Raw genomic sequence first — 16,536 nt, forward strand, 5'->3', positions numbered from 1 at the left:
CATGCGTCGGCTTACACCCATCAATCTTGTTCTTTGTTCTTCGTTTTTGGCACTTGTCGCATGCGGCAAGTCGCCCAACGCGGTTGATCCTCGTACGCAAGTGCCCGTTGTAAAGACGGCCACGATTCAAAGCGCTACGACATCAACAACGACTTTTTCTGGCATCGTGGCTGCACGGGTCCAGAGTGATCTTGCTTTCCGTGTCAGCGGAAAAGTCATCGAGCGGCTTGTTGATACTGGTCAGATCGTGCGCCGAGGGCAGCCGTTAATGCGTCTCGACCCCGTTGATCTGGGATTGCAGGCACGCGCGCAGCAAGATGCGGTGGCGGCTGCAAAAGCACACGCAAAGCAAACGGCTGATGACGAGATACGTTATCGCGATCTAGTAGCGGCTGGCGCCGTCTCTGCTTCCACCTATGATCAAATAAAAGCAGCGGCTGATAGCGCAAAGGCGCAACTAAGCGCTGAACAAGCACGTGCTGATGTCGCCCACAATGCCTCAGGCTATGCCGTTTTACTTGCCGATGCCGATGGCGTGATCGTTGAAACCTTAGCAGAACCTGGGCAGGTGGTTAATCCCGGACAGGCTGTCGTTCGGTTAGCGCATGCAGGGCAGCGTGAAGCCATCGTGCATTTACCAGAAACAGTCCGCCCAGCAACGGGAACGGTGGCGTCAGCGACCTTATATGGGAAGGACAATATTCACCTGCCAGCCAAACTACGGTTGTTGTCCAATGCCGCTGATCCACTCACTCGTACGTTTGAAGCGCGATACGTCCTTGAAGGTGAGCTGAGTGATGCTCCCCTTGGGGCGACAGTGAATATCGATATTCAGCAGGGCAATGCATCAGACGGCGGATGGCAAGTCCCGACGGCTGCAATTGAGGATGCTTGGAAAGGCCCAGGTGTGTGGGTGGTGTCAGGTTCTCCAGCAAAGGTGAATTGGCGTCCAGTACACGTTCTCAGTATCGGTGACGAAACGAGCCGCATCTCGGGCTCGTTGAAATCGGGAGAGCAAATTGCCGCCTTGGGTGTGCATCTTTTGCATGAAGGTGAGCACGTAGCGATTGTGGCGAAGGAAGGAGTGCATCCATGAGTTCTGGTCGATTTAATCTTTCTGCCCTTGCTGTGCGTGAACGCTCTATCACGGTATTTCTGATTTTTTTGATTTCAGTTGCGGGTATTCTTGCCTTCTTTAAGCTCGGTCGTGCGGAAGATCCTCCCTTTACTGTGAAGCAGATGACTGTGATTAGTGTGTGGCCAGGCGCTACTGCACAAGAAATGCAGGATCAGGTTGCTGAACCCTTGGAGAAGCGTCTCCAAGAGTTGCGCTGGTATGACCGTGCCGAAACCTACACACGACCTGGTATGGCATTTACCATGGTATCGTTACTCGATCGTACGCCACCATCTGAAGTACAAGAACAGTTCTACCAAGCACGTAAAAAAGTCAGTGACGAAACAAAAAATTTACCCGCGGGTGTCATTGGTCCGATGGTGAATGATGAATTCTCCGACGTGACATTTGCATTATTTGCCTTGAAAGCCAAAGGTCATCCGCAGCGGTTATTAGTGCGAGATGCTGAAGCTATAAGACAACGCCTTTTGCACGTCGCTGGTGTAAAAAAAGTGAATATTATCGGCGAACAAGCCGAACGAATTTTTGTTTCATTCTCGCACGAGCGATTGGCAACCTTGGGTGTTTCACCACAATCTATTTTTGCTGCGCTCAATAACCAAAATGTACTGACGCCTGCAGGTTCGATTGACACAAAAGGTCCGCAGGTGTTTCTGCGTATTGATGGCGCTCTCGATCAGCTCGATAAAATTCGTCAAACACCCATCGTTGCACAAGGGCGAACATTCAAGCTTGAGGACATTGCAAAGGTCGAACGTGGCTATGAAGATCCTGCGACATTTTTAATTCGTAACAACGGGGAAGACGCATTACTCCTTGGTGTTGTGATGCGCGATGGCTGGAATGGATTGGATCTTGGTAAAGCGCTCGACACTGAGACGACAAAAATAAACCAAGGTATGCCTCTCGGGATGACGCTCACCAAAGTGACAGATCAATCGGTAAACATCAGTTCCTCTGTCAATGAGTTTATGGTTAAATTTTTTGTTGCCTTGTTAGTGGTGATGCTCGTGTGCTTTATCAGTATGGGGTGGCGCGTTGGTATCGTGGTGGCCGCAGCAGTACCGCTCACCTTGGCTGCGGTCTTTGTCGTGATGGCAGCAACGGGTAAAAATTTTGATCGTATTACACTGGGATCGCTCATCCTCGCTTTGGGCTTATTGGTGGATGATGCCATTATCGCCATTGAGATGATGGTCGTGAAGATGGAAGAGGGCGCAAATCGTATCGAGGCTTCGGCCTATGCCTGGAGTCATACGGCAGCACCCATGCTGTCAGGTACATTAGTCACAGCGATTGGCTTTATGCCTAACGGGTTTGCCCAATCGACAGCCGGTGAATACACCAGCAATATGTTTTGGATTGTTGGGATCGCCTTGATCGCTTCATGGATTGTTGCCGTTGCTTTTACGCCGTATCTTGGTGTGAAATTATTGCCCGATATTAAGAAGGTCGAAGGTGGACATACGGCAATTTACAACACGCCGCATTACAATCGTTTTCGTCGCATTCTTACGCAGGTCATTACTCGTAAATGGATTGTCGCTGGCAGCGTTATCAGTATTTTCGTGATTGCAATCTTGAGCATGGTGTTCGTTAAAAAGCAATTCTTTCCGACCTCCGATCGCCCTGAAGTCCTGATTGAAGTTCAGATGCCATATGGCACCTCGATAGAACAGACAAGTGCGACATCTGCCAAGATTGAGGCATGGGTACAAAAGCAAAAAGAAACGAAACTAGTGACCGCGTATATCGGTCAGGGGGCACCGCGTTTCTATCTGGCGATGGCACCTGAACTCCCAGATCCCTCCTTTGCAAAAATCGTTGTTCTGACTGATAGCCCAGAGTCCCGTGAAGCACTGAAGTTACGTTTACGTCAGGCGGTCGCCGATGGTTTGGCACCTGAAGCGAGGGTACGAGTAACCCAGCTTGTTTTTGGACCTTATTCGCCATTCCCAGTCGCCTATCGCGTGACCGGACCAAATGCTGCGACATTACGTGACATCTCAGCAAAGGTACAAGATGTTATGCAATCGAGCCCGATGATGAGAACGGTGAACACCGATTGGGGGACATTAACGCCAACAGTCCATTTTGTATTGAACCAAGATCGTCTACAGGCAGTAGGGTTGACCTCGAGTGGCGTCGCGCAGCAACTTCAATTTTTACTCTCTGGTATTCCAGTGACACAAGTACGAGAAGATATTCGCTCCGTACAGATTGTAGGACGTGCTGCCGGTAATATTCGTCTTGATCCTTCAAAGATCTCGGGCTTTACATTGGTTGGATCAAATGGACAGCGCATCCCATTGTCGCAAGTGGGGAAGATCGATATTCAAATGGAGGATCAGTTATTGCGTCGCCGTGATCGTACACCGACGATTACTGTGCGAGGAGATATTGCCGAGGGTATGCAACCACCAGATGTTTCGACGGCAATCATGAAAGAATTACAGCCGATCATCGATCAACTTCCTGAGGGATACCGTATCGAACAAGCAGGATCCATTGAGGAGTCAGCGAAAGCCAACGAGGCAATGCTACCGTTATTTCCGATCATGATTGCAATGACCTTACTCATTATTATTCTACAAGTGCGGTCGATTTCAGCAATGACGATGGTATTTCTCACCTCACCACTAGGGATTATTGGTATGGTACCGACATTGCTCATTTTCCAGCAACCATTTGGGATTAATGCATTGGTTGGTTTGATCGCCTTATCGGGCATTTTGATGCGTAATACCCTGATATTAATCGGTCAGATTCATCACAACGAGAAAGAGGGTTTAGATCCTTTTAATGCCGTGGTTGAAGCGACTGTGCAACGTGCACGACCAGTGCTTCTGACTGCTTTGGCTGCGATCTTAGCTTTTATTCCTTTGACGCACTCGGTGTTTTGGGGGACTTTGGCATATACCTTGATCGGAGGTACTTTTGGCGGAACAATGATTACCTTGGTCTTTCTTCCCGCGATGTATTCTATCTGGTTCAACATCGCTCCAGATAAGACGCATCTAAAACAAGAAATGCCAGCCTAGTGCGGAATGATCAATCGTCATTTCAATGCCGCTTCATTGTTGTAGGTTGTGCTAGGTCACTGGTTTATTGTGTATGCGTACACTCCGTTGATGGGGTGTTCGACCTACACGAATGAATCCGTATTTCTAATGATTGAATCAGGCCCTGACGAAAAATCGTTAGGGCTTTTTTCATTTTTATGGTCCGAATGACCAAGAGACCTTGCACAAAAAAGGTCGAAGGTCGGCGCTTTTTGCGCATCATGATGAACGCTACTTTCGCGCCACTCCCACACTATCATTAGTCGAATTTATTGATTGCAGAGCGCGGTAGACGTTTTACATTAGGGTACGCTTCATTGATCAGCCAATTTTTAAATTTGATCATCATGGGCTCTGCGCGTCGATGTCCAGTGCGCGTTGCTAGTAGTCTTAACACGCCCTTTTCTGTCATACCGTATATTCGTTGGCCGGGTATCTTTTGATATTGATCAGTAAGTAGTGTCAGCTCTCGTCGTTGAAGAGGGGGCGTTAATACTTTTTTTAAATCATCTGCTGGAATAAAAATCTCGTCGTCTACCGTGTAGAAGCGTATTTGTACACCTCTGAATTCATAATAAGCGCCACTCCATGGGCCCAATATGAGAGAGTCAACCCCTTTTTTCATTGATGGAACGAACTCGACCAGATATTTGCTAAACAACGCGGTCATTAAGAGTCCATCGAATAAAAAGACGGATCCTCGCGTGGCAATCGTTGAGTCATGCGACACGATGTAGTACGTTGCTGCCGTTGCTATGGTGGCAGTGATAAGCCTAAATGTCATGCTAACCATGTGTGTCCTTCTAAATTGACTTCGACGTCAAGCTCCAAAGTAATGACTGCCGAGCATGTGCAACACGTGGCTGCCGTAGTGCTGATGGCAGCCACACTAAATAGTAATCGAGATAAGTAGAACCTTGTGGAGGGGGAATTTCGACCAATTCTCCACTCGCAAGAAATGGCCCGCACAAATATTCAGGGAGTACGGTCCAGCCGAAATGGTTGCATAGCAAGGTTCTTAATGAGCGTAGATCTTGGCCAATCATTGCTGGATTCAAATCGGGAAGTGAGATTTTGTTTTTTTCTAACCAGCGGTCAATGATGGGTAGTTCTAAGTTGTAGGCGAGGATGTGTTCTGAGACGAGCGCTTTTTTCAAATCAGCACTCTTCATGATTTTCTTTGCGACGATGGGTGAGGCGACGGCAATGATGCGTTCGCTTCTGATGAGCTCGTACTTGAGGCGTTTATCGCTGGCAGGGTAGGCTGAAATCCCTAAGTCACAATGGCCCTCGGCCAACATCGTTGTAATAAGATCGGCGCTCCCTGATTGAATACGCACTTTGACGCCATTTTCAAGTAAAGGCTGTAAATGAGGTGTGACAACTTCAGCCAGAAAATCACCATGTCCAATGATGCGCAGTGCGCCAGTCAGTTCGATCGATCTGGCTCTGGCAGAGGAAAGGGCTGCTTCTGCGGCATCTAATTTATCGCCGAGGTCGGAGGCGAGCTCATCGGCTGCCGCCGTGGGAATGACACCCCTGACACCACGCTCGAATAATTTTCGACCAATCGCAATCTCCAATCCGGCGATGTGCTGAGAAGCGGCGGGTTGGGTCAAGTTAAGGCTTTTTGCCGCGTTGCTGATGGAGCGTTGGCGGTAAACCTCGATAAAAGTGCGGAGACGTTGCAGAGACATAGTGAGGGTATAAAAATATTTATGGGTGCTCTACGATAGTCTAATTGGTCAAACCACGTACGGCAACCTATGATGCATCTATCGCAACAAACAACAGAAGCGCGTTGATGTCGTGAACTCACACGAGATTTGGTTATATCTGCATATAGGAAAGCGTCTCATCGTATGGATCAGCAACAAACAAGCACCGAGTTACAAGCCATCCTCTCAGCAATGAAAAAATGGCACGTCAAGCAAGGGCAATCCACTGCGGTTGTCCGAAAGGACCGATTACATAGAGCCGCGAAGTTAATCACAGAAAACTATGATGCGCTCATGAAAGCGATGAGTGCTGATTTTGGAAATCGTAGCCATTATCAATCGCTGGCAGCAGATATTGCCACGACCAGAAATATGCTGATGCACTCCGCAGAGCATGTGGAGCAATGGATGCAGGCGGAAGTTGTTGATACCCCCAATCCTGGGATGAAAGCCTGGATTGAACACCAGTCGCTGGGCGTTGTGGGGATTATCAGTCCATGGAACTTCCCTATCAATCTCGCATTCGGACCGCTGGCTGGCGTATTTGCTGCTGGTAACAGTGCTTTGCTCAAGCCATCGGAGCTCACACCTCGCACTTCTGAATTGCTGGCGGAGTTGGTTGCGCAATATTTTGATCCCATGGAGCTCGGCGTTGTATTGGGTGATGCGTCGATTGGCTCTTTATTCAGTACGCTGCCATTTGACCACTTAGTCTTTACGGGTAGTACGACCGTTGGTCGTTATGTGATGCGGGCCGCCGCCGAAAATCTCGTTCCTGTGACACTGGAATTGGGCGGAAAATCACCCGTCGTCATTGATGAAGAGGCGAATATTGCCCTGGCAGCAGAGCGGGTCATGACTATTAAAGCGTTTAACGCGGGACAGATTTGTCTCGCACCTGACTATGTGTTGATGAATGAAGCTGGCATAGCGACATTTACCGCCGCAGCGAAACGCTTTATTGCACAAAGCTATCCGACGATGCAATTTAATCCGGATTACACATCAATCATCAATGAGCGCCACTTTGCACGCTTAGCAGGATTGATCAGCGATGCGAAACAAAAGGGTGCGACTGTCATTAGTCTGGCACCTGATGGCGAACCTGATCTGGATATGGCCACCAAAAAAATCGCACCACATCTTATCTTGAACGCAGATGACAGCATGGATGTGATGCAAGAAGAAATTTTTGGTCCACTTTTACCTATCGTGTCAGTGGCGTCTTCGGCTGCTGCGATCGATTTTATCAATGCTAGACCACGTCCTTTGGCTGCCTACTATTTTGGTGATGATGAAACGCGACAACGTCGCTTTTCCTCTAACACAACATCCGGCGCATTAGTGATCAACGATGTAATGAGCCATGCGTCGATTGAAACGCTTCCTTTTGGTGGCGTGGGCGCATCAGGTATTGGTGCCTATCATGGCATTCACGGTTACCGACGATTTACCCATGCGAAAGCAGTGGTATCTCAGAGTGAAGATGGTGCTTCTAATTTACGGTTAAGAGCACCTTATGAAGAAAAGTTAGTCAAGATGCAGTCGATACTCGATAGCTTGATCTAACACTCCCCTCAACGTAGCTTGTCTTATTTTGTCTTATTTTGTCTTTAGACCAGCACGTGGTTTATCGACTGTTTCAAACACTTGGAGAATGAAAATGAATATCTTAATGGTTCTGACATCGCACGATCAGTTGGGTGATACTGGAAAGAAAACCGGTTTTTGGTTGGAAGAATTCGCCGCGCCTTATTTTACATTTGCAGATGCAGGAGCGACAATCACATTGGCATCCCCAGCAGGTGGTCAGCCTCCATTGGATCCGAAAAGCGATCTGCCAGAATTTCAGACTGAATTAACACATCGTTTTAAAGCGGACCCAGATGCTCAAGCCCGTCTAGCAAATACGGTCAAACTCGATACCATCAACGAAAAAGACTACGATGCCGTGTTCTATCCTGGTGGTCATGGTCCTCTCTGGGATCTCGCTGAATCGACTACATCCATCGCATTGATTGAAGCTTTCGAGCGTGCAGGAAAAATCGTTAGTTTTGTCTGTCACGCCCCCGGCGCTTTACGTCACGTCAAAGCAGCCGATGGTCAACCGTTGATTCGTGGTCGTCGCGTCACTGGCTTTACCAATGGCGAGGAAGAAGCGGTCGAATTGACGAAGGTTGTGCCGTTTTTGATTGAGGATGAATTTATCTCCTTAGGCGGTTTATATGAAAAGGGTCCAGATTGGCATCCGTATGTGGTCGTCGATGGCAAATTGATTACTGGTCAAAATCCTGCTAGCTCTGAAGGCGTAGCGAAAAAAGTCATCGAACAATTGCGTTAATCGAGCATGCCGCCAGCACAGTATTTCTGCTGGCGGTATTTTATTTCTATCAGGGTGATCAGATGAGTACAGCTACCGACGTGAATCTCTTGAAAGGTCGATCAGTTCAAGAGGTATTAAATTTTTTGATTAATGAATTTTGGCAGGGCATGTTGCAGCACCATAGTCATGTCGCGATCATCAATGCACTGGGTCTGAAAAAGCTCTCGCAAGAGATGTCCGAGCGTATCAGTGATGAGCCCGATACCATCAGAAAATTGAGTGATCGATTGCTCGATATCGACGGTGTGATCGATATTAATCTGAGAAAGTGCGACTTAGGATCGTCATTGCGTGAAATTCTGGAACGTGACCTCAACGCACAGAAAGCAGGCGGCCCCATTTTTGCTGCAGCGATAGCCATCGCCGAACAAAACAAAGACATCGTCACAAAACGCCTCATTGAAGACATCGCGATCGATGAGGAAGCACATCTGCTGTGGCTAAAGAATGAGTTGAGTTTGCTTGATCGCGTCGGGGATCAGCTGTATTTCTCAACTCGCTCTTAAAAGCTTGTGTTAAATCAAAAGCAAAATAGTTCGATCACTTAGACTATCGCTCAGACAGGGAATGTCTCTGTTTCTTTGCGCCTTCTTTTGTCATCTGAACACTATGCTTAATCAACGTGGCTTTCGCTTATTCAGCATGATCGCATTATTGTCGATCATGTTGAATACGTTGATGCCAATCGCATCGCAGGCGGTCGATGTCGCTTTGATCAAAGCGGGTGCTGATGTTGGCGACTGGATGGAGATTTGTTCCGGTAACCGTCCAATTTGGATTCGTCTTGCTGCTGATGGTCATGTTATCGAGAAATCGACGAGTCGACCCGAGAGTGTTCCATCGCATGTGAAGATAGATCATTGCGGCTATTGCTTACCACACGCTGCCTCATTCGCATTACCTCCCTTTCCTTTATTGATATTTCTGATCGATCAGGAAACAGCGCAAATTCGTGCGTTTCAATCCTTAGCGATCGCTCGTCAGGTTGCCTGGGTTGCCCCTGCCGTCCGCGCGCCACCATCTAGCATGCCAGCCTGAACCACCAAGCATCGTCAATACATCATTGTGATGTGCTTGTCATGCCTCATTCGTCATGCGGCGACATAACTCCTGTTTCAGTTTTATTCTCCCGCTCAACTTCGCGGGAGAAAGCGCTGGCTCGCCTTGCGTGTTTTGTCGTCACTACGATGGTTTTCAGTTCTTTCCTCATGTTTTAGATCGCGTATGTCTACTCCACAGATAAACACAACGACTGTGAAAAAAACCGGTTCAGGGAAATACCTGAAGCGTGAAATATTGATCGTTCTTTTGTTGAAATTGTTGATTCTATTCAGTATCAAGGCTGCTTTTTTTCCGCATCGTCTATCCAAGGATATCGTGACGAGTGGATTACAAGATCGCATAGCTTCTTCTACTGGCAACGTTTCAGTGCAACGGAGAGACAAAGACCGATTGTCATCACATGAGATAGATTTAAAGGAAAAATAATGATTTCTGATACCTTGGTTGATTTATCGCGACTTCAGTTCGCGGCAACCGCGTTGTACCACTTTTTATTCGTACCATTAACGCTCGGTTTGTCGTTGATCCTAGCGATTATGGAAACAGTCTATGTCATGACCGGTAAAGCGATTTATCGTGATATGACCAAATTTTGGGGGAAGTTGTTTGGTATTAACTTCGCACTCGGGGTAACGACAGGACTGACAATGGAATTTCAGTTCGGTACGAACTGGGCATACTATTCTCACTACGTGGGCGACATTTTTGGCGCGCCATTAGCGATAGAGGGTTTGTTAGCGTTTTTTCTTGAGTCGACATTCGTCGGTTTATTCTTTTTTGGTTGGGACAGATTAAGTAAAGTTGGTCATTTAAGCGTGACCTATTTAACGGCAATTGGCTCCAATCTCTCCGCGCTTCTTATTTTAATTGCCAATGGTTGGATGCAAAATCCAGTCGGTGCAGAGTTTAATCCAGTGACTTTGCGGATGGAATTACATAGTTTTTGGGATGTCGTCTTTAACCCGGTAGCGCAAGCCAAATTTGTGCATACCATTAGCGCTGGTTATGTAACAGGATCGATTTTTGTTCTGGCGATCAGTAGCTGGTACCTATTGAAAGGTCGGGATCGCGCATTTGCTTTGCGATCATTTCGTATTGCTGCGGCATTTGGTCTGGCTTCGACGTTATCGGTTATCGTCCTTGGGGATGAATCTGGCTATACAGCGGAAGAAACACAAGAGACAAAAATTGCGACGCTCGAAGGCATGTGGAAAACAGAAGCAGCACCAGCAGGCCTGACGTTATTTGCTATTCCTGACGAAGCGACAAAATCGAATCACGCTGAAATAAAGATTCCGTATCTCTTGGGGCTGATTGGAACGCGTAGTACAGATAAAGTCATACCTGGAATTGATACCTTAGAAGTCAGGATTGCCGCTCGCATAGAACGTGGCGTGTTAGCCGTTAAAGCGCTTGAAGCCTTACGTCAAGATCCAAAAAATCTGCAGAAATTGGCAGTCTTTAAAGGACTTCAAGCTGATCTTGGATATGGATTGCTTCTAAAAAAATACATTGCAGATGTCAGCCTTGCGACGCCAGAAATGAAGGCGAGGGCGGTACATGATGCTTTCCCAAGGGTTGGTCCGATGTTTTGGACATTCCGTATCATGGTTGGTATCGCGTTCGCGATGCTTGCATTGATTGTAGTTGCTTTTTGGTCTTCTGCGCGTAACCGAATTGAAAGCCGTCCATGGCTTTTGAAATGGGCTGTCTGGAGCTTGCCATTGCCATGGATTGCTTGTGAAATGGGGTGGTTTGTTGCGGAATATGGACGTCAACCTTGGACTGTTCAGGGGATGTTACCAACGCATCTTTCTACCTCAGCACTTAGTGGCAACGATGTACTCTTTTCTTTAGGAGGCTTTTTGCTTTTCTACACGCTGTTGTTGGTAGCAGAGATGTTCCTGATGCTGAAGTATGTTCGCCTTGGTCCTTCAAGTCTTGGTACAGGTCGATATGCATTTGAAAAACAGCAGTTAGAGGCCAATCCATCCATAACACTTACTTCTCAAGGGGCGTGATATGCTCGACTACACTCTGCTTAAATTGATTTGGTGGTTATTGGTGTGCGTTCTGTTAATCGGTTTCGCGATTATGGATGGACACGACATGGGCGTCGGCGCCTTGTTGCCTTTCTTGGGTCGAACCGATAATGAAAGACGCGTCATTATTAACACGGTGGGCCCACATTGGGATGGTAATCAGGTCTGGTTTATCACCGCCGGCGGCGCCGTATTTGCTGCGTGGCCATTGGTTTATGCAACCGCATTCTCTGGGTTTTATTTTGCATTAATGGCTGTTCTATGGGCAATGTTTTTCCGTCCGGTTGGCTTTGATTATCGCAGTAAGGTCGCCGATCCACGTTGGCGTAGTGCTTGGGATTGGGGACTTTTTGTCGGTGGCGCTGTTCCGTCATTAGTATTTGGTGTTGCCATTGGAAATGTCATTACCGGCGTACCATTTCATTTTGAAGACAATATGTTGCCAGTGTACACGGGGAGTTTTTGGGGGTTATTTACGCCATTCACTTTATTATGCGGCGTCGCTAGCCTGAGTTTATTACTTTTTCATGGCGCGAATTATCTCCAGTTACGTACAGAAACACAGATTGCCCTTCGCGCACGTAAAGTGAGTATCGTCTGTGCCTTTGTTCTTGCGGGGGTGCTGGCATTGGCAGGCATGATGCTTTCTAAGATCGATGGATATCAGATCACGTCTGTGATTCAGACAGGTGAAGGTATTTCTCCTGTAGGTAAAACGGTGTTGCGTCAAGTTGGCGGATGGTGGGGAAACTATCAACGGTTCCCTTTGATTTTATTGTTAGTCGGCTTGGCATATGCGGGTATCGTTCTTGGCTTACTCGCATCACTTGCTAAACGTGGTGGAATCGCTTTTATCGGCAGCGCTATTGCATGTGCAGGCATCATCTTGATGGCCGGATCTGCCATTTTCCCCTTTGTATTGCCGTCTAGCTCACATCCAGATCATAGTCTAACGATCTGGGATTGCGTCTCCAGTCAACGTACTCTCAATATTATGTTTTGGGTGGCGCTAGTCATGACACCTATCGTCATTAGCTATACCAGTTGGGCTTACCGAATCATGCGTGGCAAAGTCACTGTGGATGCCATCGAGGCGAATAGCAAATCACTCTATTAATGAAAATTGGGAGGAATAACGATGTGGTATTTTAGTTGGATGTTAGGAACATCAATGGCCGTTTTATTAGCAGTCGTCAATGCTTTATGGTTTGAAGCGCAGGGTGGCAATTTACCAGACGAGTGATTTCATACCGAAGCTGAAAACATAATCTCTTTCGAAATGAAAGAGATTATGTGAAATCCAAGAACGCGCTTGCATTCAAACAAAGGATGCGAGCGCAAATACTTCTGGCATCTATTTGTTTCCCATGCCGATGTTAAATAGACGTTTAATTCCTAGCCATTGTTGTGATAAGAAGCTGTTCCCATAATTGGCTATACAGTGATCACCTGCTTCGACTTGATCCCGAATACCTGTTGGTAAATAGGTTCGATCCCAATTTGCAGTAGAAAAAAAGATATCCCAGCAAGGTAGCAAAATTCCGAAATTATGCCCACCTAAGACGAATTTTTCTTGAATTTGTCCATCCTCAGAGAGCGTAATTTGTTTGTTCTCGTGGCCGATACTCATTCCGTGATGCAACCGATGAAAGGCGGGACTTACCCATAGACGTTTACCCCAATATCCAAACGAAAGTCGTAGATTTGCGTGCTGCAGACTTTGTGATAATTGGCTGATGAGCGTAACCGCGATGAATTGACCAGGTGGAACACCAATCAATTGCGCGAGGATGGCGGTAATGCCACTTTGAATAACGTCATCAATCAAATGATTGCGATTGTCCGTCCACATGGTCATTTGTCGTTGTGAATGATGGACTGCATGAAGCGCCCACCACCAATTGAAATGATGTTGTGCTCGGTGCACCCAGTAACCGACAAAATCAAGAATGATAAAGTAGACGATTAAACTGACGATGGGCTCGTCCGTAAAGCCAGGCCAGATATTGTCGAGGTTAAAAGTAGGTATTCCTGCGACGTGAAGTTTTCCAGAGAGATAGTCAAAGATCGGATTTAAAGAAAAAAACATCAATAGGTTGAAAATACCCAAACGATGAAGCAAGGTATAAAAAATATCCGTTTTGATACTGTCCCGATCGGTGATTGGTTCAACTGGACGCCAACGCTCTAAGGGGCGAATTACCAGTAGTAATAGCACTATTTGTAGCAAACCCAAGAGAAGCCAGCCAGTGCCATCGAAGGCATCTTCGAGTAAATTGGCTAAGCCAATTTTCAGCATCAATGGCTGTATGGCAGATTCGAATAAATATTGTTGTAAAGACCAAAACTGTTCAATAAGAACATTAAAAAATGAGAGCATTGTTATACCTTAGCTAAACATCATTTGCGCTCGTAGGTGAACTTGAATTCGCTTATTCTGTGTTACCTATCGTACCGACAAAGTGAATCAGCGCGTCGCGTGATCCAAGGTCCAGATACCATGGGGAGATTTTCCGACTGGGATCTGTTTTATCACTTGGTGTTTTTCGACGTCAATGACGGTCATTTTTCGCGCCCATCTCGATGAAACATAGATGAATTTCTTATCCGCTGAAATATCCATGTCATCGGGTCCGCCCGGTGCCGGATAGGTATCGACGACGGTTTGTGATTGCAGATTTATTTTGCTAATCGTGTTACCTGCACGATTACTGACTAAGACGTGCTGTCCATCACCAAAAGCTCTAAATGAATGCGCTCCTGCTCCAGTCGGGAGTGTTTTTACTAGCCGAGGAAGTTTATCTGTGAGTGCATAAACTTCGATGCCAGCAGCACCTGTGAGCGCAACAAATAAAAATTTATCATCACTCGTACCAAACATATCAGCAGGTGTTGATCCCGTCTTCATTCGCCAAAGAATTACCTGGCGTTGTAAATCAATGCAGACTAATTCGTCGCTGTCTTGCATGGTCGAATAGATGAGTTTGCTTTTAGTATCAATCCACAAATGACTGGGTGTTTTTCCTGTTGGTATGCTTTTCACTAGTGAGACGTCATGACCATTCCAGCGATAAATGTCAACGTGATCTAATCGATTGGCATTGGTGACAAGCCAGTTCATGTCGGGTGAGAAGCGAAGTTGATAAGGATCGGAGATGCCAGTAATTTTACGTTGAATTTGCGCTGTTTTTGGATCGAGGAATAGCAGAGAGTCACCTAACGCATTCGCAATAACGAGTGACTTTTGATCGGGCGTCAGGTAAAGGTGGTGTGGCTCTTTGCCAGTAGAAATACGCTCTTTTTCTTTCCATGTGACAGGATCGATGACGCTAATCGTGGCATCAAGAGAGTTGAGCACAAAGATCGGTAGGCTCTCAGCCTTTGATGATGGGGCAATGATGGCACCTAGGAGTGCAGAGATACATACCGTTGATGTCGTGAGTTGCTTGATTTTTGTGCCTACATTTTTTCTATGTTTCATATTCTTTTCTATCTTCGTGATGCAATGATCTTGGTTGCTAGTGGCTAATGGCTAATGCGATGTGATAACGCCTCTTTCACTCCTCATGATTGCTTGACGCTGATATTATTTTCATCACGATGAAAATAAGAGAGACGAAGCCAGCAACCCTAATAATGACTAGACCATGGGAACATGGTCACTCATCGCAATCTTGGAATGGATTTGAGGATCAATCTACACGAGAATAAACTGCGTGCTTCTTGAAAAACATGTGGCGAGAATCGTCATTGAATTTGTCGATAACGCCATAGGCGCTTGAAAAGTAAGCGTCGTTTTTCTTTGCTTTTGATCCTGCTAGGTGCGTATTAGGTCATGAATGGTGGCGCGCGCGAGGGAGCTGTGACCCAAATAAAAAGTGATGTTAACGAACCGTAGAAGAAATCAGGAACGTGAGGGTGAGATGTTGCGATCCGAAAAATAAAGACCTGGATACACGATAAATCCAACGGAGGTACCGAACTGGAACAGAAGGCACAATGTTGATGCGGACCGGTGCTGTGATCTGAGGAGGCTGGCGACTGAGTTGCTGATGCGCTCGCGGCTTTGTTCCCTACCTTTTTAGTCGCCAATGCCGTACAAATTTCGCTCAAGGGCGTTACGTTGCTCGTGTGGGGGAGAAGGGCATAAGCGACGCCGTGGGAAAAAAAAGAAACAAGGATCGCGAACATTGCGATCCACGTCGTACATTGCTGTGTTGTCTTTTTTAGGCCCATGGCACGATCTTACCATTTTGCGCTAACACTAACAATGTGATCAGTTGCCTTATCGACCTCGTGGTTTGATCACACCTTGCGTTTGGTATGTTGATGTATATTGAGGTTGTTTTTCAATTGGTTTTGGTTTTTCCACTATACCCATTCTTTGCTATTCGCTGAATGCAAGGAAACGTGACATTATCGATCGACAGAAATCCGGTAGTACGATAAATTCCTCTGAAGTCTTAATCGATAGTTATTCGATAGTTATTAGCAATCGCTTTCAGCTATAATAGAGAGATGACCAGAATGCTAAAGCGACGAACACTGTACATCTGGATTGCGATGTTGGCGATCATGTTTGGTGCGTTCGCTCCGTTCATTTCTCATATGTTAACTGCTGGTTATGGTGGATCAGCAGTCACTGCCGAAATTTGCTCTGCGAGTGGCAACAAGCTGTTCAAGGTTTCTGATGCTGGCGGCAGTAAAGCACCCTTATCAGCAAAGCATTGCTCGGCAGACTGTGCCTTTTGCTCGGTCCACGGTAGCACTCTCGCACTGACAAATTCTCAGGCACACATCTTTGTGATCGAGATCGGACGCGATTTCTATCCACCTTTATTCTACGCTGCAAAACATTCCCTCTATGCTTGGTCTGCGGCCTATCCGCGGGCACCGCCGTCCCTCGCCTGACAAGCGCTTCCGACACGCTTTTGCGTGCTCAGTTGATCCCTTTTAATTTGTTATCAAAGCTAGATGAGATGGTCTGCATGACCGTCGCCTATCTGCTGGTATTAGCACTTGCCTTGCAAGGATCGCTATGAATCAATCAGGAAGAGGATCAATTTTTATTGTTTTATTGCTGGCATGACATCGATCGTTTGATGGATGTTTTCGATTGTCAGCATGATGA

16 protein-coding genes are annotated in these 16,536 nt (G+C 46.7%); 11 read left to right on the top strand and 5 right to left on the bottom strand.

The window, feature by feature from the left end; translation table 11 throughout:
• Position 1 precedes the first annotated feature (1 nt).
• Together ACO0K2_RS02630 and ACO0K2_RS02635 are read left to right on the top strand one after the other, a co-directional pair.
• Positions 2-1,096, top strand: a complete 1,095-nt coding sequence (locus ACO0K2_RS02630) for an efflux RND transporter periplasmic adaptor subunit (RefSeq protein ID WP_423015437.1) — start codon at positions 2-4, stop codon at positions 1,094-1,096.
• Positions 1,093-4,179 carry an efflux RND transporter permease subunit gene (locus tag ACO0K2_RS02635; protein WP_423015439.1) on the top strand — a complete coding sequence of 1,029 codons (3,087 nt, stop codon included), beginning with the start codon at positions 1,093-1,095 and terminating at the stop codon, positions 4,177-4,179. The genes ACO0K2_RS02630 and ACO0K2_RS02635 overlap by 4 nt, the downstream gene beginning before the upstream one ends.
• Positions 4,180-4,459: 280 nt before the next feature.
• On the opposite strand, the gene ACO0K2_RS02640 is transcribed toward ACO0K2_RS02635, so the two are convergent.
• A complete protein-coding gene (locus ACO0K2_RS02640; RefSeq protein WP_423015441.1) occupies positions 4,460-4,984 on the bottom strand; it encodes a hypothetical protein in 525 nt (174 codons plus the stop codon).
• Positions 4,985-5,003: 19 nt separating this feature from the next.
• Positions 5,004-5,897, bottom strand: a complete 894-nt coding sequence (locus ACO0K2_RS02645; RefSeq protein ID WP_423015443.1) for a LysR family transcriptional regulator — start codon at positions 5,895-5,897, stop codon at positions 5,004-5,006.
• Between the two features lie 165 nt (positions 5,898-6,062).
• Here ACO0K2_RS02645 and ACO0K2_RS02650 point away from each other — a divergent pair, with 165 nt between their 5' ends.
• From ACO0K2_RS02650 to cydX, 8 genes are all read left to right on the top strand, one after another.
• Complete coding sequence (locus ACO0K2_RS02650; RefSeq protein WP_423015445.1) at positions 6,063-7,487, top strand: coniferyl aldehyde dehydrogenase; 1,425 nt, start codon at positions 6,063-6,065, stop codon at positions 7,485-7,487.
• A 94-nt stretch (positions 7,488-7,581) separates the two neighbouring features.
• A complete protein-coding gene (locus tag ACO0K2_RS02655) occupies positions 7,582-8,259 on the top strand; it encodes a type 1 glutamine amidotransferase domain-containing protein (RefSeq protein WP_423015447.1) in 678 nt (225 codons plus the stop codon).
• A gap of 62 nt (positions 8,260-8,321) precedes the next feature.
• Positions 8,322-8,807 (top strand): ferritin-like domain-containing protein, encoded by a 486-nt coding sequence (locus tag ACO0K2_RS02660; RefSeq protein WP_423015449.1) that lies wholly within the window; start codon positions 8,322-8,324, stop codon positions 8,805-8,807.
• Positions 8,808-8,910: 103 nt separating this feature from the next.
• Entirely contained in the window at positions 8,911-9,339 is a 429-nt protein-coding gene (locus tag ACO0K2_RS02665; RefSeq protein WP_423015451.1) for a DUF2946 domain-containing protein, read from the top strand.
• Positions 9,340-9,525: 186 nt separating this feature from the next.
• On the top strand, positions 9,526-9,789 hold the full coding sequence (gene cydP / locus ACO0K2_RS02670; RefSeq protein WP_423015453.1) for a cytochrome oxidase putative small subunit CydP: 264 nt from the start codon (positions 9,526-9,528) through the stop codon (positions 9,787-9,789).
• Entirely contained in the window at positions 9,789-11,384 is a 1,596-nt protein-coding gene (locus tag ACO0K2_RS02675; protein WP_423015455.1) for a cytochrome ubiquinol oxidase subunit I, read from the top strand. Before cydP ends, ACO0K2_RS02675 begins: the two co-directional genes overlap by 1 nt.
• A gap of 1 nt (position 11,385) precedes the next feature.
• Positions 11,386-12,522, top strand: coding sequence for a cytochrome d ubiquinol oxidase subunit II (gene cydB, locus ACO0K2_RS02680; RefSeq protein ID WP_423015457.1), 1,137 nt, complete (start codon positions 11,386-11,388; stop codon positions 12,520-12,522).
• 21 nt (positions 12,523-12,543) lie between these two features.
• Complete coding sequence (cydX, locus tag ACO0K2_RS02685; protein WP_423015459.1) at positions 12,544-12,648, top strand: cytochrome bd-I oxidase subunit CydX; 105 nt, start codon at positions 12,544-12,546, stop codon at positions 12,646-12,648.
• Positions 12,649-12,759: 111 nt separating this feature from the next.
• Here the strand turns inward: cydX and ACO0K2_RS02690 are convergent, their stop codons facing one another.
• The 3 genes from ACO0K2_RS02690 to ACO0K2_RS02700 form a co-directional block, all read right to left on the bottom strand.
• Positions 12,760-13,785: a sterol desaturase family protein gene (locus ACO0K2_RS02690; protein WP_423015461.1), complete on the bottom strand. Its 1,026-nt coding sequence runs from the start codon at positions 13,783-13,785 to the stop codon at positions 12,760-12,762.
• Positions 13,786-13,872: 87 nt separating this feature from the next.
• Complete coding sequence (locus ACO0K2_RS02695; RefSeq protein ID WP_423015463.1) at positions 13,873-14,886, bottom strand: YncE family protein; 1,014 nt, start codon at positions 14,884-14,886, stop codon at positions 13,873-13,875.
• 347 nt (positions 14,887-15,233) lie between these two features.
• The gene (locus ACO0K2_RS02700; protein ID WP_423015465.1) at positions 15,234-15,641 is read right to left on the bottom strand and encodes a DUF2946 domain-containing protein; all 408 of its coding nucleotides are present in this window, start codon (positions 15,639-15,641) and stop codon (positions 15,234-15,236) included.
• A 291-nt stretch (positions 15,642-15,932) separates the two neighbouring features.
• On the opposite strand from ACO0K2_RS02700, the gene ACO0K2_RS02705 reads away from it, so the two are divergent.
• Positions 15,933-16,316, top strand: coding sequence for a DUF2946 domain-containing protein (locus ACO0K2_RS02705; RefSeq protein ID WP_423015467.1), 384 nt, complete (start codon positions 15,933-15,935; stop codon positions 16,314-16,316).
• Positions 16,317-16,536: the final 220 nt, after the last annotated feature.

This window comes from Undibacterium sp. MH2W (genome assembly GCF_049340215.1).
Lineage (GTDB): Bacteria > Pseudomonadota > Gammaproteobacteria > Burkholderiales > Burkholderiaceae_D > Undibacterium.